Origin of the sequence: Pseudomonas oryzihabitans (assembly GCF_001518815.1) — a bacterium.
GTDB classification, from domain to species: domain Bacteria; phylum Pseudomonadota; class Gammaproteobacteria; order Pseudomonadales; family Pseudomonadaceae; genus Chryseomonas; species Chryseomonas oryzihabitans_E.
The window spans coordinates 1,457,489-1,482,784 of the sequence record NZ_CP013987.1 but is presented as its reverse complement, the minus strand read 5'-3'; the positions used below and the strand labels follow the sequence as shown (position 1 = coordinate 1,482,784).

General features: G+C 66.5%; 24 protein-coding genes. 15 read left to right on the top strand and 9 right to left on the bottom strand.

What is annotated here, in order from left to right; all coding sequences use genetic code 11:
* Positions 1 to 97 precede the first annotated feature (97 nt).
* The 5 genes from APT59_RS06635 to APT59_RS06615 all read left to right on the top strand — a co-directional run bounded on the left by APT59_RS06635 (position 98) and on the right by APT59_RS06615 (position 3,090).
* Positions 98 to 1,054, top strand: coding sequence for a LysR substrate-binding domain-containing protein (locus APT59_RS06635; RefSeq protein WP_059314136.1), 957 nt, complete (start codon positions 98 to 100; stop codon positions 1,052 to 1,054).
* A 54-nt stretch (positions 1,055 to 1,108) separates the two neighbouring features.
* Complete coding sequence (locus APT59_RS06630; RefSeq protein ID WP_059314135.1) at positions 1,109 to 1,489, top strand: lysozyme inhibitor LprI family protein; 381 nt, start codon at positions 1,109 to 1,111, stop codon at positions 1,487 to 1,489.
* Between the two features lie 70 nt (positions 1,490 to 1,559).
* The gene (locus tag APT59_RS06625; RefSeq protein ID WP_059314134.1) at positions 1,560 to 2,216 is read left to right on the top strand and encodes a DUF2726 domain-containing protein; all 657 of its coding nucleotides are present in this window, start codon (positions 1,560 to 1,562) and stop codon (positions 2,214 to 2,216) included.
* Between the two features lie 15 nt (positions 2,217 to 2,231).
* A complete protein-coding gene (locus tag APT59_RS06620) occupies positions 2,232 to 2,564 on the top strand; it encodes a hypothetical protein (RefSeq protein ID WP_059314133.1) in 333 nt (110 codons plus the stop codon).
* A gap of 52 nt (positions 2,565 to 2,616) precedes the next feature.
* The gene (locus tag APT59_RS06615; protein ID WP_059314132.1) at positions 2,617 to 3,090 is read left to right on the top strand and encodes a GNAT family N-acetyltransferase; all 474 of its coding nucleotides are present in this window, start codon (positions 2,617 to 2,619) and stop codon (positions 3,088 to 3,090) included.
* A 504-nt stretch (positions 3,091 to 3,594) separates the two neighbouring features.
* On the opposite strand, the gene APT59_RS06610 is transcribed toward APT59_RS06615, so the two are convergent.
* Positions 3,595 to 4,611, bottom strand: a complete 1,017-nt coding sequence (locus APT59_RS06610; protein ID WP_059314131.1) for a LacI family DNA-binding transcriptional regulator — start codon at positions 4,609 to 4,611, stop codon at positions 3,595 to 3,597.
* Positions 4,612 to 4,797: 186 nt separating this feature from the next.
* Between APT59_RS06610 and APT59_RS06605 the strand changes: the two genes are divergently transcribed.
* Both APT59_RS06605 and APT59_RS06600 read left to right on the top strand, forming a co-directional pair.
* Positions 4,798 to 5,331, top strand: a complete 534-nt coding sequence (locus APT59_RS06605; protein WP_059314130.1) for a gluconokinase — start codon at positions 4,798 to 4,800, stop codon at positions 5,329 to 5,331.
* 61 nt (positions 5,332 to 5,392) lie between these two features.
* Positions 5,393 to 6,745, top strand: coding sequence for a GntP family permease (locus tag APT59_RS06600; protein ID WP_059314129.1), 1,353 nt, complete (start codon positions 5,393 to 5,395; stop codon positions 6,743 to 6,745).
* 178 nt (positions 6,746 to 6,923) lie between these two features.
* Here APT59_RS06600 and APT59_RS06595 read toward each other — a convergent pair whose 3' ends face one another.
* The 3 genes from APT59_RS06595 to APT59_RS06585 all read right to left on the bottom strand — a co-directional run bounded on the left by APT59_RS06595 (position 6,924) and on the right by APT59_RS06585 (position 9,336).
* On the bottom strand, positions 6,924 to 8,477 hold the full coding sequence (locus tag APT59_RS06595; RefSeq protein ID WP_082696298.1) for an alkaline phosphatase D family protein: 1,554 nt from the start codon (positions 8,475 to 8,477) through the stop codon (positions 6,924 to 6,926).
* Positions 8,478 to 8,539: 62 nt separating this feature from the next.
* Positions 8,540 to 8,842, bottom strand: a complete 303-nt coding sequence (locus tag APT59_RS06590; protein ID WP_059314127.1) for a putative quinol monooxygenase — start codon at positions 8,840 to 8,842, stop codon at positions 8,540 to 8,542.
* Between the two features lie 89 nt (positions 8,843 to 8,931).
* Positions 8,932 to 9,336 carry an RcnB family protein gene (locus APT59_RS06585; RefSeq protein WP_059314126.1) on the bottom strand — a complete coding sequence of 135 codons (405 nt, stop codon included), beginning with the start codon at positions 9,334 to 9,336 and terminating at the stop codon, positions 8,932 to 8,934.
* Positions 9,337 to 9,586: 250 nt separating this feature from the next.
* On the opposite strand from APT59_RS06585, the gene APT59_RS06580 reads away from it, so the two are divergent.
* The 4 genes from APT59_RS06580 to trmA all read left to right on the top strand — a co-directional run bounded on the left by APT59_RS06580 (position 9,587) and on the right by trmA (position 15,158).
* Positions 9,587 to 10,975, top strand: a complete 1,389-nt coding sequence (locus APT59_RS06580; RefSeq protein ID WP_059314125.1) for an MFS transporter — start codon at positions 9,587 to 9,589, stop codon at positions 10,973 to 10,975.
* 392 nt (positions 10,976 to 11,367) lie between these two features.
* Positions 11,368 to 12,507, top strand: a complete 1,140-nt coding sequence (locus tag APT59_RS22805; RefSeq protein ID WP_420480508.1) for a PAS domain-containing protein — start codon at positions 11,368 to 11,370, stop codon at positions 12,505 to 12,507.
* A 205-nt stretch (positions 12,508 to 12,712) separates the two neighbouring features.
* Complete coding sequence (locus APT59_RS06570; protein WP_059314123.1) at positions 12,713 to 14,008, top strand: NCS2 family permease; 1,296 nt, start codon at positions 12,713 to 12,715, stop codon at positions 14,006 to 14,008.
* Between the two features lie 61 nt (positions 14,009 to 14,069).
* Entirely contained in the window at positions 14,070 to 15,158 is a 1,089-nt protein-coding gene (gene trmA, locus APT59_RS06565) for a tRNA (uridine(54)-C5)-methyltransferase TrmA (protein ID WP_059314122.1), read from the top strand.
* A gap of 654 nt (positions 15,159 to 15,812) precedes the next feature.
* Here the strand turns inward: trmA and APT59_RS06560 are convergent.
* Together APT59_RS06560 and ptrR are read right to left on the bottom strand one after the other, a co-directional pair.
* Positions 15,813 to 16,733: a Gfo/Idh/MocA family protein gene (locus APT59_RS06560; protein WP_059314121.1), complete on the bottom strand. Its 921-nt coding sequence runs from the start codon at positions 16,731 to 16,733 to the stop codon at positions 15,813 to 15,815.
* 50 nt (positions 16,734 to 16,783) lie between these two features.
* The gene (gene ptrR / locus APT59_RS06555; RefSeq protein ID WP_059314120.1) at positions 16,784 to 17,668 is read right to left on the bottom strand and encodes a putrescine utilization regulator PtrR; all 885 of its coding nucleotides are present in this window, start codon (positions 17,666 to 17,668) and stop codon (positions 16,784 to 16,786) included.
* Positions 17,669 to 17,778: 110 nt separating this feature from the next.
* Here ptrR and APT59_RS06550 point away from each other — a divergent pair, with 110 nt between their 5' ends.
* Both APT59_RS06550 and APT59_RS06545 read left to right on the top strand, forming a co-directional pair.
* Complete coding sequence (locus APT59_RS06550; protein ID WP_059314119.1) at positions 17,779 to 18,927, top strand: YbfB/YjiJ family MFS transporter; 1,149 nt, start codon at positions 17,779 to 17,781, stop codon at positions 18,925 to 18,927.
* 152 nt (positions 18,928 to 19,079) lie between these two features.
* Positions 19,080 to 20,726, top strand: coding sequence for an acetolactate synthase large subunit (locus APT59_RS06545; protein ID WP_059314118.1), 1,647 nt, complete (start codon positions 19,080 to 19,082; stop codon positions 20,724 to 20,726).
* Between the two features lie 689 nt (positions 20,727 to 21,415).
* Here APT59_RS06545 and APT59_RS06540 read toward each other — a convergent pair.
* A complete protein-coding gene (locus APT59_RS06540; RefSeq protein ID WP_059314117.1) occupies positions 21,416 to 22,285 on the bottom strand; it encodes a LysR substrate-binding domain-containing protein in 870 nt (289 codons plus the stop codon).
* 134 nt (positions 22,286 to 22,419) lie between these two features.
* On the opposite strand from APT59_RS06540, the gene APT59_RS06535 reads away from it, so the two are divergent.
* Complete coding sequence (locus APT59_RS06535; protein WP_237140574.1) at positions 22,420 to 23,070, top strand: DUF998 domain-containing protein; 651 nt, start codon at positions 22,420 to 22,422, stop codon at positions 23,068 to 23,070.
* Between the two features lie 22 nt (positions 23,071 to 23,092).
* Here APT59_RS06535 and APT59_RS06530 read toward each other — a convergent pair whose 3' ends face one another.
* Complete coding sequence (locus APT59_RS06530; protein WP_017638984.1) at positions 23,093 to 23,353, bottom strand: DUF2798 domain-containing protein; 261 nt, start codon at positions 23,351 to 23,353, stop codon at positions 23,093 to 23,095.
* Between the two features lie 118 nt (positions 23,354 to 23,471).
* On the opposite strand from APT59_RS06530, the gene APT59_RS06525 reads away from it, so the two are divergent.
* Positions 23,472 to 24,386 carry a LysR family transcriptional regulator gene (locus APT59_RS06525; protein ID WP_059314115.1) on the top strand — a complete coding sequence of 305 codons (915 nt, stop codon included), beginning with the start codon at positions 23,472 to 23,474 and terminating at the stop codon, positions 24,384 to 24,386.
* Positions 24,387 to 24,428: 42 nt separating this feature from the next.
* Here APT59_RS06525 and APT59_RS06520 read toward each other — a convergent pair whose 3' ends face one another.
* Positions 24,429 to 25,280, bottom strand: coding sequence for a universal stress protein (locus APT59_RS06520; protein ID WP_059314114.1), 852 nt, complete (start codon positions 25,278 to 25,280; stop codon positions 24,429 to 24,431).
* Positions 25,281 to 25,296: the final 16 nt, after the last annotated feature.

The following is a 25,296-nucleotide window of genomic DNA, read 5'->3' as shown; positions in this document are numbered from 1 at the left end:
CGCTCCACGAATAAGTGAGCCTGAATGGTGAAGGCGGCTGAACAGGTTGGACAAACGATGTTTAATGGGCGTCAGGCTCAGGAAAACTAAGGCTGTCATGACCATCGCCCTCCCCCTCAATGCCCTGCGTGCCTTCGCGGCGGCTGCCCGGCATGAGCATTTCGCCAGGGCGGCAGCCGAGCTGCATGTCACCGCCGGGGCCATCAGTCGGCAGATCCGCCTCCTGGAGGACGAACTGGGGCAGACCCTGTTCGAACGCCTGCCTCAGGGGGTACGACTCACCGAGCCGGGTCGGAACCTGGCCGCGGAGATCGCACCCCACCTCGACGGCCTGACACGCGCCGTCGCCCGGGCACGGGTCAAGAGCAGCGTTCTGACCGTCAGTGCGCCACCCACCTTCGGCCAGGAATGGCTGCTGCCGCGCCTGGAAGACTTCCAGCGCCGGCATCCGGATATCGAGGTCTTCCTCGACGCTTCGTCCGCTATCGTGCCGCTGGGCACCGAGGGAGGTGCCCAGGCGGCGATCCGCTATGGCCGTGGCGACTGGCAGGATGGCGAGGTCCGCCTGCTGCTGCGCGAGTGGATCTTTCCGGTCTGCAGTCCCACTCTGATCCCGGCGCCCCTGACGGAGCCCGCCGCGCTACTGGACTATCCCCTGCTGCACGCCGAATGGCCCGGTGGTTGGCGGTCGGGTCGCCCCAGCAGCCGCTTCAACGCCTGGCAGGACTGGTTCACCAGCCAGGCCGTCAGCCTTGGCGGCAATCTGCGCGGACCGCGCTATTCGCTCAGTGGCATGGCCCTGCAACAGGCGGCCGCCGGCAAGGGCGTGGCGCTCGGCGGCTGTGTGCTGGCCCAGCGCCTGCTGGCCAGTGGCGCCCTGGTGCGGCCGCTGCCGGACCGGTTCAATCAGCTGTCGCCCCAGGCCTACTTCCTGGTACTGCCCCGGGGTACGGTGGACGCGCCGGTGCAGCGCTGGGTGACCTGGCTGCTGGAGCAGATCCGCGCCTTCCGTGACACCCAGGGCGAGCAGCCGGAAACCAACGGCGCCTGGTGAGCGGCTCGCGCTTGCGGCAGTCTAGGGGGACTGCCTCCTGGATAACTGTCCTTCATGCCTGTCTCCCGCCTGCTCTTGCTCCTGCTCGCACTCCCGCTTACCCGCGTGGCGCTCGCCGCCGAACCCGCACCCGTCGCCTGCGATCGTCAGGGGAGCGAGGCCCAGTTGGCCGCCTGCGCAGCCGACGACCTGGCGGCGGCCGAGGCCCGTCTGGCTGACGTCTATGGTCGGCGGCTGGCAGCCACCTCACCCACGCAACGACCTGCCTTCGAACGCCTGCAGCAGCTCTGGCAGGCCGACCGGGCACCCCGCTGCACGACCGCCACCCGCGGTTTCAGTGGCCCCATGCAGCAGCTGCAGTATCTGAGCTGTCTGAAGTCCGTGACCCTGCTGCGCCTGGACGATCTGCAACGGCAACTGCCGCGACGCGACTGACGTTTCGTCGCCGCCGCTGCTGTCCGGCGCCAGGACTCACTATCATGGCGCCCCGCTGTTGGAGTTCGAGATGTACGAGCGTTATCTGCCCCTGCTGGTCCTGGCCGGACTACTGCTGTTGGGGGCATCCTGGTGGTGGCAGCGTCGGCGCCAGGCCGCCTTTCCCTATCGCCAGGTCGAAGCCCTCTTCACCCCCGCCGAAAAGGCCTTTCTCGCCGTGCTCGACGAAGCCGTGGGCGATGACTACCGGGTGTTCGGCAAGGTCCGCATCGCCGATGTGGTCCAGACCCTGCCGCTGCGCGACCGGCGCCGCTACCTGGTCGCGCAGAACCGCATCAACTGCAAGCACTTCGACTTCGCCATCTGCCGCCGCGACGACCTCGCCGTACACGCCGTGGTCGAGCTCAATGACCGTTCGCACCTGCAGCGCCACCGCCAGCAGCGTGACCGCTTCGTCCGCGCGGTATGCGAGGCCGCCCAGTTGCGCCTGGTGGAGATTCCGGCGGCGGCGCGCTATTCGGCCAGTGCCGTGCGCGATGCCGTCTTCGGGGGCCGTCGCCCACGCGCCCGGGCGGCTGCCCCGAGCCAGGCGCTGGCGCCGGAATGCCCCGAATGCCAGGCGCCCATGGTTCGCCGCCGCGCCCGCAGCGGTCGCCACCAGGGCCGGGAATTCTGGGCCTGCTCGAATTATCCGGACTGCCGCGCCCTGCTCGACATCGACGACTGACCAGAGACCCTGCCCATGAGCTACCCCACCACCCCGGACGGACGCTACTTCGCGGTCAGGGGTCGACTCTGGCGCTGTACCGATCCCAGCCTGCCAGCTGAACGCCGTGAGATGCTGACCCACCAGCTGATGGACGCCCGCCGCCAGGTGGGTACCGCCAAGCGCCAGGGCGACGACGCGGCCCTGCGTCAGGCCCGTGCAGCGGTGGACGAGGCCAAGCGGGCCCTGGGCGAACGCGGTCCGGTCTGGTGGACCGATGGCGCTCCCGATTACAACCGCCGGATGGCGAAGAACACGCCTTATGCCGACTGGTATCAGCAGCTGCCGGCCGAGCCGGATGTTTCCTGACCCGGTCCGTACGGCTAAGGTGAACAGCTGACTCTTTCTGCGAGCATCGCTCTTGCGTATCCGTCCTGCCTTCGTTACCGACCTGGCCGCCATCTGCACCCTGGCCGAACAACTCGCCGAGCAGCATCACCAGCAGGCCCCGGCGACCTTTGCCCGGCCCTCCGGTGGTTGGCGCGACCAGGATTACTGGGCCGCCCAGCTGGAGCCCGAGGATGGCGTCCTGTTCGTCGCCGAGGCAGAGGACGCCCTGGTGGGTTTCGTCACCGCGCGGCTGTCCGATACCGGTTCGATTTCCTTTCTGCAGCCTCTCATCCTCTGCCGCATCGGCACTCTGGTGGTCGCCACCAGCCACCAGCGCCAGGGAGTGGGGGCGCGGCTGCTGGAAGCCGTGGAAGCCTGGGCCCGGGACAACGGCGTCGACGAGCTGCGGCTGGAAGTCATGGAGTTCAACCGTGACGCCCAGGCCTTCTATGCCCGGCAGGACTTCCAGGGCCAGTCGCGGATACTGGCCAAGTCGTTGCGGTAGGGGTCGGCGCCAGCGCATCGCGGCCATGGGCCGCTCCTACGGTCAAGGCAAGGCGGTAGGAGCGTGAGTGGCCAGGCCCCGTAGGTTGGCGCTGAGCGCAGCGAAGCCCAACATGGCCGGATCGAGACTCTGCCGTTGGGCTTCGACGGTGGAGCCGTCTCAACCCAACCTACGTCGCGCGGCCAACACGGGTACCGTAGGTTGGCGCTGAGCGCAGCGAAGCCCGACATTGCCGGATCGAGACTCTGCCGTTGGGCTTCGACGATGGAGCCGTCTCAACCCAACCTACGTCGCGTGGCCAGCACGGGCACCGTAGGTTGGCGCCGAGCGCAGCGAAGCCCAACATGGCCGGATCGAGACTCTGCCGTTGGGCTTCGACGATGGAGCCGTCTCAACCCAACCTACGTCGCGTGGCCAACACGGGTGCCATAGGTTGGCGCTGAGCGCAGCGAAGCCCAACATTACTGGATCGAAGCCCCCCCCATGAGCCTTCGACGATGGTCCCTACACACTCTCCCGGCTCACCAGCTCGAATCCCAGGTCCACGCAGGTCGGTTGACTGCGACCATCGAGCAGTCCCAGCAACAGGGTCGCGGCTTGGCGCCCTACCGCGGCGCGCGGGGTCTGGATGGAGGACAGCCGGGGCACCGTGTGCGCCGAGCCGGGCAGGTCGTTGAAGCCCAGCACCGAGATCCGCTCGGGAATGGCGATGCCCAGACGCTGCGCCTCGAACAGGGCGCCCTGGGCCAGGTCGTCATTGCAGAAGAACAGGCCGTCGACATCCGGTCGCTGCGCCAGCAGGTCACGGAATTGCCGGGCGCCCAATCCCACGGACGACGGCTGCGGATCCAATACGTCCAGGCCCGGGTCGTAGCACCCCGCTTCGCGCAGCACCTCGCGAAAACCTTCGCCCCGCGCCAGGGCCCGGGGATCGAGCTGCGCGGCCACGTAGCCCAGGCGCGTACGCCCCGCCGCCAGTAGATGCCGCGCGGCCGCCGCACCGGCCGCGTGCTGGGAGAAGCCGACACTGGGTGTCGCGCCGGCTGGATCCAGCTCCATCATGTGTACCCGAGGCACCCCACTGGCCGCCAGCAACTGGCGGGCGGCGTCGGTGCGGTCGAAGCCGGTCAGCAGCAGGCCCCTGGGCTGATAGGCCAGGTAGTTGCGGATCAGCTTTTCCTCTTCCGCGGGATCGTAGTGATAGTTGCCGATCAGCACCTCCAGGCCGCGCGGATGCAGGACCTCGTGAATGGCCTCCAGCGGTTCGATGAACAGGTGGTTCGACAGCGACGGTACCAGCACCACCACCGAATGCCCCTGGGCCGAGGCCAGGGCACGGGCGGCCGGATTGGTGACATAACCGAGGCGCGCGGCCGCCTCCTGCACGCGGGTGACCAGCTCGGGCGCCACGGTGGCGACCCCGCGCAAGACACGGGAAGCGGTGATGGGAGAAACGCCGGCCTGCAGCGCCACCTCGGTGAGGGTGGGCCGACCGGAACTACGAGAACCCGTTCGATTCATTGTTGTGGTTTCAGGCTTGTCAGAGACGGAGAACACGCCTAAGGTAGCGCTGTCTCAGCAGACACTACAAGCCTGATGTGCCCTGCCGGAGCACGTCGGCATTCGGCCCAACAAGATCGACAAGAACTGGAAGCCGCTACCTTTTTCATTTTCCGGGGTAGCGCTGTCTCCAGACCGGAGGTGACGATGAACACTCCCATTCCCGCGCTGGTGGTCATGGGCGTCGCAGGCTGCGGCAAGAGCAGCGTCGGCGCGGCCATCGCCGAGCAGGACGAGGGCCGCCTGATCGAAGGCGACGCCTTTCACCCACCGGCCAACATCGCCAAGATGAGCGCTGGCATCCCCCTCGACGACAACGATCGCGCCGGCTGGCTGACTCGCCTGGGCGAAGAACTGGCCGCCGCCGTGGCCGCGGGCGAACGTCCCGTGCTCACCTGCTCCGCACTCAAGCGCCGCTATCGCGACCAGCTGCGCCAGGCGGTACCCGGCCTGGGTTTCGTCTTCCTCGAATTGACCCGCGAGACCGCTGCGCAGCGCGTCGCCAATCGCCCGGGACACTTCATGCCCGCCAGCCTGATCGACAGTCAGTTCGCCGCCCTGGAAGCACCCCACGGTGAACCGGCTACGCTGGTAGTGGATGCACGCGACACCCTGCCTGCCATTGGTACCCAGGTATCGGCCTGGTGGAACACCTCGACTCGCCTGGCCCAGCCGGCCTGACGAGACAGCGCTACCCACTTCAACCACCCCCAACGCCCACAACAACAATAGGAGAGGCGCCATGTTCGGCATGGACCACAACAGCTTCCTTCTGCTCGACGCCCTGGTCACCATCATTGGCCTGGTGCTCCTGATCACCAAGTTCAAGGTCCATCCCTTCATCGCCCTGACCATCGCCTCGGGCTTTCTCGGGCTGACCTCCGGCATGCCGGTGGAAAAGGTCATGAAATCCTTCCAGGACGGCTTCGGCGGCGTGCTCGGCTTCGTTGGCATCCTGCTCGGCCTGGGCACCATGCTCGGCAAGCTGATGGCCGACTCCGGCGGCGCCGACCAGATCGCCCAGACGCTGATCCGCGCCTTCGGCATCAAGCGCGTGCACTGGGCGATGATGTTCGCCGCCTTCCTGGTGGGCATCCCGCTGTTCTTCGAGATCGGCTTCGTGCTGCTGGCGCCCCTGGTGTTCATCGTCGCCCGCCGCACCGGGCTGTCGCTGGTCAAGCTGGGCATCCCGCTGCTGGCCGGTCTCTCCGCCGTGCACGGCCTGGTGCCGCCGCACCCGGGTCCGCTGCTGGCGGTCGGGGTGTTCGGCGCCGACATCGGCAAGACCATCTTCTACGGCCTGCTGGTCGGCCTGCCCACCGCCATGATCGCCGGTCCCATCTTCGGTGCCTGGATCTCCAAGCGCATCCCTGGCTCGGCCAATCCCGAGCTGGTCGCCCAGATCGCCCAGGAGACCGACAACCGTAACCTGCCGGGCTTCGGCATCACCGTCTTCACCGTGCTGCTGCCGGTGATCCTGATGCTGCTCAAGGCCTTCGCCGACATCTTCTTCGCTGCCGACAACCACTTCCGCGTCTGGATGGACTTCATCGGCCACCCCATCACCGCCCTGCTCGCCGCCCTGCTGCTGAGCTTCTACAGCTTCGGCACCGCCTGCGGCTTCTCCCGCGAGAAGATCGTCAAGCTGCTGGACCAGAGTCTGGCCCCGGTGGCGGCCATCGTGCTGATCGTTGGCGCGGGTGGTGGCTTCAAGCAGATGCTGGTGGCCAGCGGCGTCGGTGAAGTGATCGGCAACCTGGCGGTGCAAACCCAGATCTCGCCCATCCTGCTGACCTGGCTGGTGGCGGCGGTGATCCGCGTGGCCACCGGCTCCGCCACCGTGGCGACCATCACTGGCGCCGGCATCGTCGCCCCCGTGGTGGCCCTGATCCCCGGCGTGAACAAGGAACTGCTGGTGCTGGCCGCTGGCGCCGGTTCGGTGATCCTCTCCCACGTCAACGACGCTGGCTTCTGGCTGGTGAAGCAGTACTTCAACATGACCGTGGCCGAGACCTTCAAGACCTGGTCGATGATGGAAACCATCCTCTCGGTGGTGGCCCTGGCCTTCATCATGCTGCTGTCGCTGTTCGTCTGAACCCTGCAGAGCCTGTTCCAAGGCTAGCAAGCTAGAGCCAAGCAAGGCCTAGGCGGCCCCGCGAAAATAGCTGAGGAAGCGGACCGGGCTCGCGCGCGAGTTTACGTAGGGTAAATGAGCATTCCGAAGCCATTTTCAACGCAGATTGGCCGACGCGCAGCAGCTTTGGAGCAGGCTCTCAGGCAGGGACGGCCCCTGGCCGCCCCGCCTCCACCACGAAACTCGCCCGGGTGCTGCGCTCGGCATCCGGACGGGTTCGGTCACTGATGGTGCGCAGGTCCACCTGCAACCGTTCCCGCGTCAGCTCCAGGGCCAGATAGCCGCGCTGCCGACTGTCGAAGAAGCGCACCTGGGGATTCTCCGGCAACAACGCTTGGAAACGTCGGTATTCCGGACCGTCCGAGGTGATGGAGGTGCCGACGAATTCGCTGGCCACCACCGGGCTCCGCTCGTTCTCCGGCTCGCGGTGCAGGTCCGTCACCCAGAACGAATGGATGTCGCCGCCCAGGGTCACCGGATTGGCCAGGCGACTGTCGGCCATGGCCGCGAGCAGCCGCTCGCGGGTGGCCGGATAACCGTCCCAGCCATCGGTCCAGCGCGCCGGGTCGCCGTCTGGAAAACGCTGGCGCAGGGGTGTCATCAGCAGATCCTGGGCGATCAGGTTCCAGCGGGTGGCGTTATGGCGAAAGCCATCCAGCAGCCAGCCTTCCTGTGCCTGACCCAGCATGCTGCGCGCGGCATCGCGCAAGCCGGGGCAGGTCGGTGCCACCAGATGGCCGCCCCGGGTCTGGAGCGTTGCACAGGCTGGCTCGCTACGGTACTGGCGACCATCGAGCAGATGGATCTCGGCCAGGTCGCCGAAGCGCCAACGGTCATAGAGACGCAGCGCCGCCCCCTGGGTCCGCCAGGCCCGTAGCGGGACATGCTCGCGGAAGGCCTGGTAGGCCGCCTGGCGCCGCACGGCAAAGGCCGCCTGGCTCACCCTGGGGTCGGCCGACCAGGGTCCGGAATAGTCGTTCTGCACCTCGTGGTCGTCCCAGGTCATCAGACAGGTGACGTTGGCATGGAGGTATTGCAGGTCAGGATCGGTACGATACAGGGCGTGGCGCCGTCGGTAGCCGGCCAGGTCCCGGGCTTCCGGCAGGCCGTGCCGGCGCACCGCCGGGAGCTGTGGCGACACGTTGGACTCATAGAAATAGTCGCCAAGAAACAGCGCCAGATCCGGCTGTTCGTCGGTCATGTGCCGATAGGCGCTGAAAAAGCCCTTCTCGTAGTGGGAACAGGATGCGGCCACCAGTTTCAGGCGTTGCAGCGCGCTCGCGGACGGCGGCAGCGTGGTGGCCCGCCCCGTACGGCTCTGATGCCCCAGCGCGGTGAAGCGGTACCAGTAGGGGCGCCCCGGCGCCAGGCCGGCCAGGGTGATCGGCAGGCTGAAGGCGGTTTGCGGCAGCGCCATGGCCGTACCCCGTTGAACCACCTGGCGCAATCCTGGGTCCAGGGCTATCTCCCACTGAACCTCGACCGGGCCGCGCAGACCTCCCAGACCATCCACGGCCAGCGGATCGGGCGCGAGCCGGGTCCAGATGACGAAACCCTCGGGGGTCGGATCGCCACTGGCGACGCCCAAGGTAAAGGGATCCGGCTGCGACTCACGGGCACTGCAACCGGCAAACCAGGGAGCGCTCAGGCCCAAACCCAGCAGGCCGAGCGCTTGACGTCGTGAAGTGTTCATCCGGGCCTCCGCGAAAAGAGGCCAGGGTGGCTCAGACAGGTGACAACCCGATGTCGTCCGCCTTAGGCCAGCGGCAATTCTTCAAGGATCATGACCTGGGGCGGTTCGCTGAGCAGACCGTCGAGATCGGTGAGCAGCTGCTTGAAGTGTGCGGTCTCTTCATGCTCGGCCAGGGCTTCACGGCTGGCCCAGCGTTCGATGAAGACATAACGCCCTTCATGGCTCGGATCGCGATGCGGTGTATAGAAGTGGCAGGCGGCTTCGGCGCGGGAAGGAGCGACGATGGCACGCAGGGCCTTTTCGACAGCCGCGGCCTGATCGGGCTTGGCCTGCAAGATGGCGACGACGCGGATTTCACTGGTCATGCAACAAACTCCGGAAAGGGTGCTTCAGCATGCCGCCTGGACACCCTGGATACCACCGGAGCCGATGGCTCGGCCCCGGTCAAGGTAGATCACTGCTTGGCTTTGACGATCTTGTCGATCACGGCATTGCTGCGCTTGATCATCACATAGTCGGAACCGATCTTGACCCACTGGCTGTCTTCGCCCGGCTGTTCCAGGCCGTGCTTCTTCCAGTCCTTGATCACGTACTCGTCGCGGATGTACTTGCGCGGCGCCCGACCGCCTTCCTCGAGTTCAAAGGTAGGATGATCGGGATCGTGAGTAATGGCCTCATCGCTCTGATTGGCCTCTTTCTTGTTGACCTTGTTCTGATACTGCGAGTTGGTCGGCTCCGAGGCTTCCTTGTCGGCGGCGGGCTTCACCGGGGTCATGGATTCGGGAGCGGCCTGTGCCTGCAGGGCACCGGCGAGGACGACGGTACCCAGTGCCAGAGAGAGCAGCGATTGCTTGATCATGGGTGTATCTCCTTTGCATTCGAAGGTTGGACCCCCGGGCTGCCGGAAAAGCTCCACGATCCCTTGCAGCGCTTCGCGTCAGCCGGGCCAGCGGCCCTCGTAGCGAGGACGACTGTCTTCTCTCGCCGTCAGCAGGCTGCCTCGGATGACGGCGGCCAATTCCTGACTGTCATGCACGGCCCTTGGACTGGCGGACTTCGCGCCGCGTCAGGCAGAGTAGCCCCCCGTCTTAGGCCAGGGACCAAGACTCATGGAACGCTGGAAGCTGCTCGCCTGCCTGGTGAGCTTCACCTTTTTCATGGAAAACCTCGATGCCACCGTGATCGCCACGGCCCTGCCCCAGATGGCGGCGTCTTTCGGTCGCGATCCGGTGGATCTCAACCTGGGCATCAGCGCCTATCTGCTGGCCATCGCCGTGGGCATCCCTGTGAGCGGCTGGATCGCCGAGCGTTTCGGGCCACGCCCCGTCTTTACCTTGGCGATTGGCGTCTTCACCCTGGCCTCGCTGCTCTGTGGCATGGCGCTGTCCCTGGAACAGTTCATCGCCGCACGCATCCTCCAGGGCATCGGGGGCGCCTTGATGGTGCCGGTGGGCCGGCTGGCGGTGCTGCAGGTGACCGAAAAGCACGAACTGGTACGCGCCATCGCCCTCATCACCTGGCCGGGCCTGGTGGCACCGGTTCTGGGCCCGCCGCTGGGTGGCCTCATCACCACCTATGCCGACTGGCGCTGGATCTTCTATCTCAATCTGCCACTAGGGCTGATCGCCCTGCTGCTGGCCTGGCGCCTGGTACCGGCTGACATTCCCACCCAGCGGCATCCGCTGGACTGGCGCGGCTTTCTGCTGCTGGGTGGCGCCTGCGTGGCCTTCATGTGGGGCGTGGAGCGACTCGGCCAGAACCAGGGCAGCCTGGGCAGCAACCTCGCCTGGATGGGAGTAGGGCTGATCCTCGGCGTCAAGGCGGTGCGCCACATGGCCCGGCTGGAACGGCCGCTGATCGATTTCAGCACCCTGCGCATTCCCACCTACCGGGCGTCCATCCTCGGTGGCGGACTGTTCCGCGTCTCCATCGCCACGGCGCCCTTCCTCCTGCCGCTGATGTTCCAACTGTCCTTCGGACTGGACGCTTTCCAGTCCGGGTTGCTCCTGCTGGCGCTGTTTGCCGGCAACCTGGCGGCCAAGCCCTTCACCACCGCTGCCATGCGCCGCTTTGGCCTGCGCCGCATCCTCACCGTCAACGGCCTGCTCAGCGCCCTGAGCCTGCTGGCTTGCGGCCTGCTCACCCCGGCCTGGCCCTTACCGCTGGTGCTGCTCCTGCTATTCGCCAGCGGGGTGTTCCGCTCACTGCAGTTCACCGCCAGCAATGCCCTGGCCTTCGCCGACATCCCCAAGGCTCGGCTGAGCCATGCCTCGACCCTCTTCAGTACCAACTTCCAACTGGCCATGGGACTGGGTGTGGCCATCGCCGCCCTGCTGCTGCGCGCCTCGATGGAGTGGCACGGCCACCTGGATCCGCAGCTTCTGGACTTCCGCCTGGCTTTCATCGCCATCGGCGTACTGGGCGTGCTGAGTACCCTGGACAGCTTTCGCCTGGCGCGAGATGCGGGCGACGCGGTAAGCGGCCATCACCTCCCCTGACAGCACCAGCCGGGAGCAGGCAGCCTGCCCTGCTCGTCCACGGTGGCTCGCCCCGCCTGGCTGCAGGATCGCCAGCCGCCTCTCTTGCCCCTCATCGCTACCTCTACGCAAGAAATCCCTCTAGCACGCTATAAAGCCCAAGCGAAGCCGGCCGATAACCTCTGACACTGCGCTAACAAAAAGCGTACTAATCATCCGTCTTCCAGGAGCTTTCTCGCATGTCGCTACTTCAGCACTCTGCAGTTCTGCGCGGCATCCGCGCTGCCATCACGGCGATCAACGCCCCGCAACAGGCGATCGGACCAGAACTGCTTCAGGGGCCTGCAGCGATTCGCGAACTGGGCCAGGCCCTGCAGCCTCTGCTCAAGCAGCAGCAGGATCAGCAACTCCAGATGCAGGAGCTGCAGCAGGATATCCAGGACCTGACCGCCCGACTGGCAAACCGCGAGGCCGAGGTGCAGTTGCTGAAGACGCGCTTCGATCTGGTCAACCGGGCGTCCAGCGAAGGGCTCTGGGACATGGAAGTGGTGGCCGGCGATCCGGTCAACCCGCGCAATGCCTTCTGGTGGTCGGATCAGTTCCGTGCCCTGCTGGGCTTTCGCAATGAGTCTGACTTTCCCAACGAATTGGGCAGCTGGGCCAGCCGCCTGCACCCCGAGGACAGCCAGCCGACGCTGGATGCCTTCGCCCGGCACCTCAACGACCGCAGTGGCCGTACGCCCTACGACGTCGAGTACCGGGTCGCCACCAAGAGCGGCGAGTACCGCTGGTTTCGCGCCAGTGGCGAAACCCTGCGCGATGGCCAGGGCACACCACTACGGGTGGCAGGCTCGCTGCGCGACATCCATGACCAGCGCATGAAGGATGAAGAGCTCGACGTCACCCTGACCCGCTTCGATCTGTCGCGGGAAATGCTCAACGACGGCATCTGGGACATGGCGGTGATCGCTGGCGATCCAGTCAATCCCAAGAACCCCTTCTGGTGGTCACCGCAATTCCGCCGCCTGCTGGGCTTCGAGACCGTGGAAGAATTTCCGGACGTCCTGGACAGCTGGGCCTCGCGCCTGCACCCCGAAGACAAGCAGCGCAGCATCGATGCCTTTGGCGCCCACCTCAATGATCGCAGCGGCCAGACGCCGTTCGACATCACCTACCGGCTCAAGCTCAAGAACGGCGAATACCGCTGGTTCAGGGCCCGTGGCCAGACACGTCGTACCGCCAACGGCATGCCCGTGCGGGTGGTAGGCGCCCTGACCGACATCCATGCCAGCTACGAGCAGGAAGCGCTCCGCGAGCAGCAGCAGGCCCAGCATCAGTCGATGGAGGAAAACCTGTTCAAGCTGACCGAGATCGTGTCCTCCATTCAGGGCATCGCCGCGCAGACCAACCTGCTCGCGCTCAACGCCGCCATCGAGGCGGCCCGCGCTGGCGAGGCCGGCCGTGGCTTCGCGGTGGTTGCCGACGAGGTACGCAAGCTGGCCACCCGGACCGCCGAGGCCACCCAGCACGCGGCCGACATGATCAAGCGCTGATCGACGGGTTACGGCCACCCACCAGGGTGGTCGTGATTCCGCGCCCAGGGCAGCCTATGCTGGAGGCTTCAACGCGAATCCGGCTCCGCTGGCGGTCAAGCGAACGGATCTGATCCTGGTGTGGTCACGCCAGGCTACGGTCGTCGTCCGACCTGCTATCATGCGCCCCGTTTTTCCGATCAGACCGGCGCGCACGAGGCATCCCATGCTGGAACGACTCTTCCAACTCAAGGCCCACAACACCTCTGTCCGCACCGAACTGCTGGCGGGAGTCACCACCTTCCTGGCCATGGCCTACATCCTGTTCGTCAACCCGAGCATTCTCGGCGCGACCGGCATGGACAAGGGCGCGGTCTTCGTCGCCACCTGCCTGGCCGCGGCCATCGGCTCGGCGATCATGGGGCTGATCGCCAACTACCCCATCGCCCTCGCCCCAGGCATGGGCCTCAACGCCTTCTTCACCTACACCGTGGTGCTGCACATGGGGCACACCTGGCAGGCGGCGCTGGGCGCGGTGTTCCTCTCGGCGCTGATGTTCTTCCTGCTGTCGATCTTTCGCATCCGCGAGTGGATCATCAACAACATCCCCCTGGCCCTGCGCTCCGGCATCGCCGCCGGCATCGGCCTGTTCCTGGCGCTGATCGCCCTGCAGAACGCCGGCATCGTGGTCGATAACCCGGCCACCCTGGTGGGTCTCGGCGATCTGGCCAAGCCCGGCCCCATCCTTGCCGTGCTCGGCTTCTTCCTGATCATCGCCCTGGAAGCCCGTCGCATCACCGGCGCGGTGCTGATCGGCATCCTGGCGGTCACCGCCATCGCCATCGCCATGGGCGTCACCCCCTTCGGCGGCGTGGTGTCCATGCCGCCGTCGCTGGCGCCGACCTTCCTGCAGCTGGACATCAAGGGCGCCCTGGACATCGGCCTGGTCAGCGTGATCTTCGCCTTCCTGTTCGTCGACCTGTTCGACAACTCCGGCACCCTGATCGGCGTGGCCAAGCGCGCCGGCCTGATGGGTAAGGACGGCCACCTGCCAAAGATGGGCCGCGCCCTGATCGCCGACAGCTCCGCCGCCATGTTCGGCTCGCTGCTGGGTACCTCCACCACCACCAGCTACATCGAATCCGCCGCGGGTGTCTCCGCCGGTGGCCGCACCGGCCTCACCGCCGTGGTGGTCGCGGTCCTGTTCCTGCTGGCGCTGTTCTTCGCCCCCCTGGCGGGCAGCGTGCCGGCCTTCGCCACCGCACCGGCGCTGTTCTTCATCGCCGTGCTGATGACCTCCGGCCTGGCCGAAATCGACTGGGAAGACCTGACCACCGCCGCCCCGGTGCTGGTCACTGCCCTGGCCATGCCGCTGACCTACTCGATCGCCAACGGCATCGCCTTCGGCTTCATCGCCTGGACCGCCATCAAGCTGCTGTCCGGCCGCACCCGCGAGCTGAATTCGGCGCTGATCATCCTGTCGATCCTGTTCGTCATCAAGCTGGGCTGGTTCAACGCCTGACCCCTCCCCTCGGGGCTTCGGCCCCGAGGTTCCCCGCCTCATCGCCTCTCCGGATTCGCCCATGTCCCAGCCCTCCTTCGCCCCCGCCGACTACCAGGTCCAACTCGACGCCAAGGCCACCCGTCTGCGCGAGCTGCTAGCGCCCTTCCAGGCTCCCGAAGCGGAGGTCTTCGCCTCGCCGCTGCAGCACTACCGCCTGCGCGCCGAATTCCGCCTATGGCGGGAGAACGAAGAACGCCATTACGCCATGTTCGCCCCGGGCGACAAGCACACGCCGATCCTCATCGAAGACTTTCCCATCGCCAGCCAGCGCATCAATGACCTGATGCCGCGCCTCAAGGCCGGTTGGCAGGCGGACGTGGCCCTGTCGTTCAAGCTGTTCCAGGCAGAATTCCTCACTACCTTGAGCGGCGACGCCCTGATCACCCTGGCCTACCACCGCCCCCTGGACGCCGCCTGGCAGGCTGCCGCCGAGCGCCTGGCCGCCGACCTCGGCGTCAGCCTGATCGGTCGTTCCCGCGGCCAGCGCCTGGTGATCGGTCGCGATCATGTGATCGAAGAACTGGAGGTGGCCGGGAAGACCTACCGCTATCTGCAACCCGAGGGCGGCTTCACCCAGCCCAATGGCACGGTCAATCAGAAGATGCTCACCTGGGCCCACACCGCCCTGGGCGAACGTGACGACGATCTGCTGGAGCTCTATTGCGGCAACGGCAACTTCACCCTGCCGCTGGCCAGCCGGGTGCGCCGGGTGCTGGCCACCGAGGTGAGCAAGACCTCGGTCAACGCCGCGCTGCACAACCTGGCCAGCAATGGCGTGGACAATGTCGCCCTGGTTCGCCTCTCCGCCGAGGAACTGACCCAGGCGCTCAACGAGGTCCGGCCCTTCCGCCGCCTGGCCGGCGTGGATCTCAAGAGCTACCAGTTCGGCACCGTCTTCGTCGACCCGCCCCGCGCCGGCATGGACCGGGACACCTGCGAACTGACCCGCCGCTTCGAGCGCATCCTCTACATCTCCTGCAACCCGGAAACCCTGGCCGAGAACATCGCCCAGTTGCACGACACCCACCGCATCACCCGCTGCGCCCTGTTCGACCAGTTCCCCTGGACGCACCATATGGAGAGTGGGGTGCTGCTGGAGCGGCGTTGATCCGCCCGCGTGGAAAAGGCTGCGCCGTTTTCCACCCTACCTGGGTCCAAGCGCCCCCTCTCCCTCAGGGAGAGGGTTGGGGTGAGGGAACCGCTACCCCGTAGGTTGGGCTGAGACGGCTCCATCGTCGAAGCCCAACAGGCAGGACCACCCCCCGTTGGGCTTCGCTGCGCTCAGCCCAACCTACGAGTACCGCACGTGGAAAAGGCTGCGCCGTTTTCCACCCTACGCTGGGTCCAAGCGCCCCCCTCTCCCTCAGAGGAAGAGGGTTGGGGTGAGGGAACCGCTAACCCGTAGGTTGGGCTGAGACGGCTCCATCGTCGAAGCCCAACAGGCCCGTCCCGTTGGGCTTCGCTGCGCTCAGCCCAACCTACGAGTACCGCGCGTGGAAAAGGCTGCGCCGTTTTCCACCCTACGCTGGGTCCAAGCGCCCCCTCTCCCTCAGGGAGAGGGTTGGGGTGAGGGAACCGCTAACCCGTAGGTTGGGCTGAGACGGCTCCATTGTCGGAGCCCAACAGGCCCGTCCCGTTGGGCTTCGCTGCGCTCAGCCCAACCTACGAGTACCGCGCGTGGAAAAGGCTGCGCCGTTTTCCACCCTACGCTAGTTCCAAGCGCCCCCTCTCCCTCGGGGAGAGGGTTGGGGTGAGGGTCGCCCTACTCGTGGAACTCCGCCACTGTCTCGCGACGGCCATAGAGGAAGGCGTCGGCCACGTGGCGGAGCGGTGCCACGTCCACGTCGGAGCGGTTCTGGGCGACCAGTTCGGCGAAGCGGGCATAGAGGCCGGCGTATTCCTGGTCGGGGCCTTGGTGGGTCAGTTGGCCGTCCAGGTACAGTTCGCTGCCGCCTTTGCTCAGGGTCAGGCGACCGGCCTCGGTGTCGACGTGGATGTCCCAGGTCTGGGGTCCGGTCTGCAGGAAGTCGAAGTCGGCGGCGATGAGTACGCCGGCGCTGTCGACGAAGGCCAGTTGCGCGGCCACCGGGGTCTGGCAATTGCCGGGTACCTGCAGCGCGGCCTCCTTGAGAAAGAACGGCCGCGGCAGGATGGCGGTGACGATGGACAGGGCATTGATGCCCGGATCGAAGACGCCCATGCCGCCCGGTTCCCAGATCCAGGCCTGACCGGGGTGCCAGACGCGCACGTCTTCCTTCCATTCGATGCGCACCGCCTGGATGCGCTTGCCTTCCAGCCATTCGCGGGCCGGCTGCACGCCCTGGGCATAGCGGGAATGCCAGGTGGCGAACAGCGAAAGACCCGCCGCCTCGGCCTGACGGGTCAGGGCTTCCACTTCACTCAGGGTCGCCCCCGGGGGCTTTTCCAGCATCACGTGCTTGCCGGCGGCCAGGGCCTCGCGCGCCTGTTCGTAGCGCACCGCCGCTGGCGCGCAGAGGGACACAGCGTCGATGGCCGGGCCGTCTTCGAGCAGGGCGCTCAGGCTGGGATAGTGGGCGACGCCGTCGAGCTGGGCGTTGCGGCTGGCCACGGCGACCAGCTCGTATTCAGGATTGGCGGCGAGCGCCGGCAGGTGCTGGTCACGGGCGATCTTGCCCAAACCGACGATGGCTATTCTTATCATGATCGTCCTCGGTAGACGGTGGAAGTTCGCCGTCTAGGATCGGGCAATCATCACACCAAAGCAACAGCTTCGCGGTCGGTCTGCAGGCTCTCGCGCAACTCCAGCCAGCTGTGCAGATTGGCGCCCTCGCGGCCCTTGCGCCACATCAGCCAGGTAGTGGCCTGGGCGAAGCGCGCCTGGATCGCGTGGCGCTGCACCCGCTCGCGGCCAGGCAGGCTGTCGAGCATGGATTCCGGCATCAGCGCCACTCCACCAGTGATCACGCAGGCCAGCATGCTGTGGTAGGACTCGATCTCCATCACCGGCCCGCTGGGCACCCCCGCCGCGGCGTACCAGGTATCCAGGTAGCGGCGATAAGAGCAGCCGGCGCGAAAGCCGAACACCGGGCGCCCCGCCACGTCGGCCGGCGAGCGTACCGGTCCGAGCTCCAATCCGGTGATCAGCACCAGCCGCTCCTCGAACCAGGGCTGGCCTTCCAGCGCCGCGTCGGGCGCCGGGCCGTCCACCAGGGCGGCGTCCAGACGGCCGGCCAGCAGCCCCTCCACCAGTTCGCCACTGGGGCCACTGTGCACCTGCAGATTCACCTTGGGATAGCGCTGGTGATAGCGCGCCAGCAGGCCGGGCAGATGGATGGCTGCAGTACTGAACATGGAACCCAGGACGAAGGTGCCAGCCGGCTCGCTACCCTGCACCGCGCTGCGTGCCTCGTCGGCCAGGGCGAACAGGCGGTGGGCGTAGTCCAGCAGGCGATGGCCGGCGGCGGTCAGGTGCAGCCGCTGGCGCTCGCGCAGGAACAGCTCCACGCCCAGTTTGTCTTCCAGCTGGCGCAAACGCGTGGAGAGATTGGATGGCACCCGATTGAGTCGCTCGGCGGCCTTCACCAGGGAACCTTCCTCGGCCACCGCCTGGAAGATGCGTAGCTCTGCGAACTCCATGGATCACCACCTTTCTCTTTAGCTGAACATCTATTTCTCTATTATTCGTTTTTATTGATCAACTTCAAGGCCTAGGCTGTCCACATCCACTCGCTTCCGGAGCCTTTTCGATGACCGCCACCGCCCGCCTGCTGGCCTGCCTGCTGGCCCTGGCCACTGCCATGGGCATCGGCCGCTTCGCTCTCACCCCTGCCCTGCCCCATCTCATCGCCGAAGGTCAGATCGATCTCACCGGCGCCAGTCTGCTGGCCGCGGCCAACTACCTGGGCTATCTGCTCGGGGCCCTAGATGCCCTCTTCGCCCGTCGCACCCACGCGCGCCTGGTCGGTGGCCTCTGGCTCTGCGCCGGCCTGACCCTGGCGTCGCTGCTGGCCGATGGCCTGGCCGCCCAGGCGCTGCTGCGCTTCGGCACCGGCCTCGCCAGTGCCTGGGTGCTGGTGATGGTGACCGGTCTGAGCCAGCCCCTGGCCGCCGAGGCCGGACGGCCGCGCCTGGGCGCCCTGGTCTTTACCGGTCCCGGGGTGGGTATCCTCATCAGCGGCCTGATGGCCCTGGTCAGCAATCGCCTGGGCGGTGACTCCAACCAGCTGTGGCTGAGCTACGGCCTGCTCGCCAGCGTCGCGACCCTGGCGCTGCTGCCCCTGCTGCCGCGGCGTGGTCCCGCCACCCCACTGCCTACCACCGCCGCGGCGCCGGCCAAGCGCTCGCCCGCCTTCAACCGGTTGATCCTGGCCTACGGCCTGGTGGGCGTCGGCTACATCCTGCCGGCCACCTTCCTGTCGCAGATGGCGGCCAGCCGCTTCCATGGCCAGTGGCAGGCCGACATGTTCTGGCCGGGATACGGCCTGGCCGCCGCGCTGGGCGTGGTGCTGGTCAGCCTGAGACGCCCGGGCACCGATACCCGCCGCTGGTTGATCGCGACCCTCTGGTTGCAGGCTACGGGCGTCGTGCTCTGCCTGTTGCCGGGCAGCCTGGCGCTGTTCCTGGGCGTGCTGCTCTGTGGTGGCCCCTTCCTCGCCTGCATGCAGCTGGCGATGCAATACGGTCGCGAGCTGGCGCCGGCCACGCCGCAACGCAACGCCGGGGTGCTGACCGCCAGCTTCGCCAGCGGCCAGCTGCTCGGCCCGTTGCTGGGCGCGGTGAGCAGTCACTATGCCGGCAACCTGCAACCGGCGCTGGTGATCGCCGCCCTGGGCCTGCTCTTCGCCGGTCTGCAACTGCGCAGTGCCCGGGCGTCACTGCAACGCTGCATCGCCTGAATCGTTTCCGCTGCGGCTATTCGTCACAGAAGTAAAACGGGGTCGCACCTTGTTTTGAAATGTTTCGCCGTTCCTGAGTACAGTGGCCGCTGCGCCTCATAGAGGAGGCGCCTCAGGCGCTCGCCACCCACCCTACAAGGAACACAACACTCATGATGAAGGCCTCCGATCTGGTCGTTCGCTGCTTGGAAAACGAGGGTGTGGAATACATCTTCGGCATTCCCGGCGAAGAGAACCTGGACCTGCTGGAATCCCTGCGTCGCTCCTCGCAGATCAAGCTGATCCTGACTCGCCACGAGCAGTCCGCCGGCTTCATGGCCGCCACCTACGGCCGCTTCACCGGCAAGACCGGTGTCTGCCTTTCCACCCTCGGTCCAGGGGCCACCAACCTGGTCACCGCCGGCGCCTACGCCTACCTGGGCGGCATGCCGATGCTGATGCTGACCGGCCAGAAGCCGATCAAGAAATCCAAGCAGGGGCGTTTCCAGATTCTCGACGTGTGCCGCATGATGGCGCCGCTCACCAAGTACACCCACCAGTTCGCCTCCGCCGACAACATCCCGTCGCGCATCCGCGAGGCCTTCCGCCTCGCCGAGGAAGAAAAGCCCGGCTCCGTGCACCTGGAACTGCCGGAAGACATCGCCGACGAGCACACCGAGAGCCTGCCGGTACCGCCGAGCCTGAGCCGTCGTCCGGTCGCCGAAGCCAAGGCCATCGCCGCCGCCGTCTCCAAGCTGGAAAACGCCCGCAGCCCGGTACTGGTGCTGGGCGCCGGCACCAACCGCAAGATGACCGCCCGGGTGCTGCGTCAGCTGATCGAGAAGACCGGCATCCCCTTCGTCACCACCCAGCTCGGCAAGGGCGTGGTCGACGAGCGCCATCCGCGCTTCCTGGGCAACGCCGCTCTTTCCGCCGGTGACTTCGTGCACCGCGCCCTGGAGTCCGCCGACCTTATCGTCAACATCGGCCACGATGTGATCGAGAAGCCGCCGTTCTTCATGACCCGGGGCGGCACCGAGGTCATCCACATCAACTTCCGCTCCGCCGAAGTCGATCCGGTGTACTTCCCCCAGGTCGAGGTGGTCGGCGACATCGCCAACGCCATCTGGGAGATCAAGGAGCGCATCGAGGTCCAGCCCACCTGGGACTTCGACCGCCTGCTGACCATCCGCGAAGCCAACGAGGCCCATGTCGCCGAAGGCGCGACCGATGACCGCTTCCCGGTCTATCCGCAGCGCCTGGTGGCCGATCTGCGTAACGTGCTGCCGTCCGACGGCATCGTCGCCCTGGACAACGGCATCTACAAGATCTGGTTCGCCCGCAACTACAAGGCCTACATGCCCAACACGGTGCTGCTGGACAACGCCCTGGCCACCATGGGCGCTGGCCTGCCGTCGGCCATGGCCGCGCGCCTGGTCTACCCCAATACCCCCATCGTGGCGGTATGCGGTGACGGTGGCTTCATGATGAACAGCCAGGAGCTGGAAACCGCGGTGCGCCTGAAGATGAACCTGGTGGTCATCATCCTGCGCGACGACGGCTATGGCATGATCCGCTGGAAGCAGGCGCAGATGGGCTTCGAGGACTTCGGCCTGGACTACGGCAACCCGGACTTCGTCCGCTACGCCGAAAGCTACGGCGCCAACGGCCATCGCGTGGAAAGCGCCGCGGCCTTCGCGCCGCTGGTGCGGCATTGCCTGGACACCCCCGGCGTCCACGTCATCGACTGCCCGGTGGACTACTCCGAGAACGACCGCATCCTGCACCAGGACATCAAGGAGCGCAGCGCAGCGGTGTGATCGGGTAGCCTAGCCCCATGGGAAACGCCCCGGCCGTGAGGTCGGGGCGTTTTTGCTTGGCGGTGTCTTGCGCCAGCTTTGCACTACCGGAAGCTACAGCTGCGTGGGATTCGGCGCGTCCCCACCTGCTCCGGATCGAAGGTCTTGCCCGACTGGGTGAAGACGAGTCCGACAGTGAGCAAGGCAGTCGACCAGATCGAGCTACTAGCCCGGACATGGAATCCACCAAGGTCGCCATGGCCACCCTGCGCAGCCATCCGCAGAAGACGATGAGACGCCTCAAGGTGTGATCCTAGCGCTCCTTGCGCCCGCTCCTTTCCCTCACCCCGGCCCTCGCCCCAAGGGAGAGGGAGCGCCTGGGATGGACATCCAGCAGGAAGGAAAACGCGGCACAAAAGGTAGGCTGGGCTGAGCACAGCGAAGCCCAACATCAGTCAGGTGAAGGCTGGGCCGTTGGGCTTCGACGATGGAGCCGTCTCAGCCCAACCTACGGCTGGCTCTACCCGAGGGAGTGGGAGGCACCTGTCATGCCTGGCGTAGGGTGGAAAACGGTGCAGCCTTTTCCACGCTGGCACGAAGGCAGGTTGGGCTGAGCACAGCGAAGCCCAACGCCAGTTTAGGTGAAGGCTGGGCCATCGGGCTTCGACGGTGGAGCCGTCTCAGCCCAACCTACGGCTCCACGACCTCCCTCACCCCACCCTCGCCTCTTCCAGTAGCCAACGTTCGAAACTTGCGAGCGCAGTATCGATTTCCGTCGTGGGACGGGTGACCAGCACATAGCGTTCGCGCAGTTCCGGCAGGACCGGCCAGGGCGCCTGGAGCCGGCCGGCGACCAGGTCCTCCTCGATGTAGTGCTCAGGTACCAGGGCCATGCCAAAGCCGGCCTTGGCGGCCTCGATCAGCAGCGAGTAGCGATCATAGGTAGGACCAACCGCCTGGGCGCCCAGGGGTAACCCGGTGAGCGTGGCATAACGGGCCCAGCTGTGCGGACTCTCCAGCTTGTGCAGGAGCGGCAGGCTGGCCGGAGGATTGCCCGCCAGGCGCGGATGACAGACCGCGACCAGCTGCGTCTCGAACAACGGCTGCACCCGCAGACCGTGCCAGACCGGATGGTCATAGTTGATCGCGGCGTGCAGTCCGCTGTCTTCCAGGGCGAAGGGCTGCGTCCGCTCGCGCAGATTGACCTCGATGTCCGGACAGCGCTCCTGGAAGCGCGCCAGCATCGGGATCAGCCAGCGACCCGCCAGGGTCGGGATGACGCCGATCTCCAGCGCGGTGGTGCCGCGGGCCTGGGCGATCAGTTGCCGCGTGTGGCGTTCGATGTCGGCAAGGGCCGTGCGCATGTGCGCGGCATAGCGGGCTCCGGCAGCGGAAAGCTCGACGCGATTGCCGATCCGCAGAAACAGCCTGACGCCCAATGCAGCCTCCAGCTTGGCGATCTGCCGGCTGATCGCGCCCTCGCTGAGCGACAGCTCCTGCGCCGCCTTGGCGAAGCTGAGATGGCGGGCGGCCGCCTCCAGGGCCACCAGCGCCGTAGTACTGGGTAGGCGTCTAGTCATCAGCGGTCATCCTTGGCAGCGGGGCGCCCCAGGATGACGCCTGGGCAAGCTGCCTTGCAAAAAAATCCGTAACGCTTGCCCGCCAGCACCTCCTAGCATGACCAGACGACACCAGGGAGGCAGCAGGAGTGATGATGACGAGGACGTTCGCCTGGAACCGGATGGATCGGCTGCTGCTGGGCACGGGTCTGTTGATTCCGTTCTGGTTGACTATCGGCGTAGGGCTGACCGCCCTGGCGTATCCCGGTTACAGCCATGTCGATCATGCCCTGAGTCGGCTGGGGGCTGTCGATGCGCCCACTCAGGGATTTTCCGCCTGGCTCAACAACGTTCCTCTGGGGGTGCTCTTCGTGCTGGTTGCCCTGGGGCTGGCCAGACGTTTTCGCACGTCGCGCCTGGCCGGGTTGAGCGCGGCCCTGATCCTGCTCCATGGCCTGGCAAGCTTCGCCACCGGGCTGTTCCCCTGCGACCAGGGCTGCGCCCCGCTGCAGCCCTCCGTTTCCCAGCAGCTGCACAACCTGGCCGGCCTGGTGATGTTCCTGTCGCTGACCCTGGCGAGCGCGCTCTGGGCTTGGCTCGGCAAGCGGTTGCTGGCCTCGCCCGGCCTGGCTGTTTTCTCGGCGATCTGCACCCTGCTGGCCCTGGTCACCGCAGGCATGATGGCGAGCGCGGTCGCCGACGGCCAAGGCTTCGGACTCTACCAGCGCCTCAACTATGCCGTGGGCGTTGGCTGGCTCGCCGTCCTGAGCGGAATGGCCAGGCGCAGCCCAGGTAGCCAGCCGTGACCGACCAGCCGCCTGAAACCGCTCAAGCATGGACGGTCAGGGCGACGAGCCGGGCGACCACAGGCCGTACCAGCAACACACAGACGAAGGCGGACGGCATGGCCACCTGATAGGCACTCATCACATTCCTGAAGTAGTCGGCGTCGAAGCCGAACTCCGCCAGGGTGATCACCAGGCACATCAGCAGGGCCATGATGGTCGACATATAGAGGGCGAAGACATAGGGCGTCGCCCGCTTGGGAAAGCGGCGCTTGGTGGAAGTAGCAGGACTGATCGGATTCATCGGGTTGCCTCGGGTCAAGGAATCGAGGCCAAGCTTACAAGGGCGAATATCTGCCGGTAGCCTTCTCCGCCTTGGTTCACTATAAACAGAAATCAACGAATCCTTCGGCAGGGCCCCCATGGACATCCTGGGCTTGATCAGTACCTACATCAGGGTCGTGGAAGCGGGCAGCATCGCCGGCGCCGCCCGTGCTCAGGGCCTGAGCGCGGCCGCGGTGAGCCAGAGCATCGCTCGCCTGGAAACGCATCTGGGCGTACGGCTACTGTCGCGGACCACGCGCCGTCTCGCCATGACCGAAAGTGGCGCCCGCTATTTCGAGAAAGTCCGGCACATCCCCCAGGACGTCGAGATCGCCGCCCACCTGGCGACCCTGGCCAGCGAGCCGCAGGGATCGCTGCGGATAGCCACCACCGCCGCCTTTGGCCGCCACCTGCTCGCGCCGCTGCTGCCGGCGTTCAAACATACCTATCCGGGCATCGACATCGAATTGATCGGCAGCGACCGGCGCCTGGATCATCGCCTGGAACAGATCGATGTCAGCCTGAGGATCAAGGCGCAGCTGAGCGACAGCCTGGTCGCCCGCCGGATCGCTTCTCGTGCCTTTGTGTTCTGCGCCGCGCCCGCCTATCTCGAACAGGCCGGCACACCCCGCACCCCGGAAGAGCTGCAGCAGCACGCCTGCCTGCTGTTTCGCTACCCCACCGATGGACGCTATCTGCCCTGGCGCTTCGTGCGCGCGGGTCAGACCTTCGAGGCGGCCACCCGCCCTGGCTTCGTCTGCGACGACATTGACATGATCGCCCAGCTCGCCGTGAACGGGGGCGGCATCGCGCGCCTGGCGGACTTCGTCGCCCTGCCGCTGATCGAGCGGGGCCAACTGGTGCGGCTGTTCGACGCCCAGAGCCAAGGCGCCACCGCCGCGCAGTCGGAGCCGATGGACATCTATGCCTGCGTTTCCGAGCGTTCCGCGCTGAGCGGCAAGGTTCGCGCTTTCATCGACTTTCTCGAACAGGCCCTGCAGCCTGATTCCTGACAGGCGAAGGCCCTGGCCGTCGTAGCGACCAGAGCCTCTTTCTCAGGGGCGCAGTACCAGGGTGGTGATGTCGGTGTGGTGCAGCAGGTGGGACGTCTGACTGCCCAGCAGCAAGCGCCGGGCGGCGGAATGGCGGTAGGCGCCCATCACCAGCAGGTCGGCCCGAGAGGCCTGGACCCGCTCGGGAATCACCTCGGCCGGATGCCCTGCCATGAGGTGGGTCGTCACCTCGCTGCCGCCGGTACGCAGGAGCTCCGCAGCGGCCTCCAGTTCGGCCACGCGCGCCGGCGTGGACTCACCGACCTGCAAGACCTCTCCCTGCAGCCCTGCCAGCAACCCGCTCCTGGCGACTTCCAGCAGTCCCTGATGGGTAGCCTCGCTACCATCGTAGGCGAGTAGAAAGCGCTGGGGTTCGCGGAAGTCGGCGGCGCAGACCAGGATGGGCTTGTGCAGTGTTCGCACCACCGTTTCCAGCTGGCTACCGATACCGCGGCGACCGGCGTGCTCGCCGCGCTTGCCGATCACCAGCAGGCTCATGTCCGCCTCCAGTTCGCGCAAGGTATCCACCAGGTAGTCGTGCCGCTGGAGCGTGGCAGGTGCCTTGACCAGCCCGCGGTCCTGCAACCGTTCCACGGCCCCGGCCAACAGGGCCGCGCCATCGGCACGCGCCAGACGCGCGCGCTGCTCGTCCAGCCGCGCCAGTTCCTCGAGCAGGTGCTCGCGCGAACCGAGGCCTATGGTGCCGCTGGCATCGGGGGCTGTGGGATAGAGGCTGCGCTCCAGGACATGCAGCAGGGTGAGGGGCAGCTCCAGCCGTTGTGCCAGCCAGGCGCCATGGTCGCAGACGCTGGCTGTCAGCGGCGAACCGTCGAGGCAGGCGATGATGTCTTTCATGGGTCTGTTCTCCCTC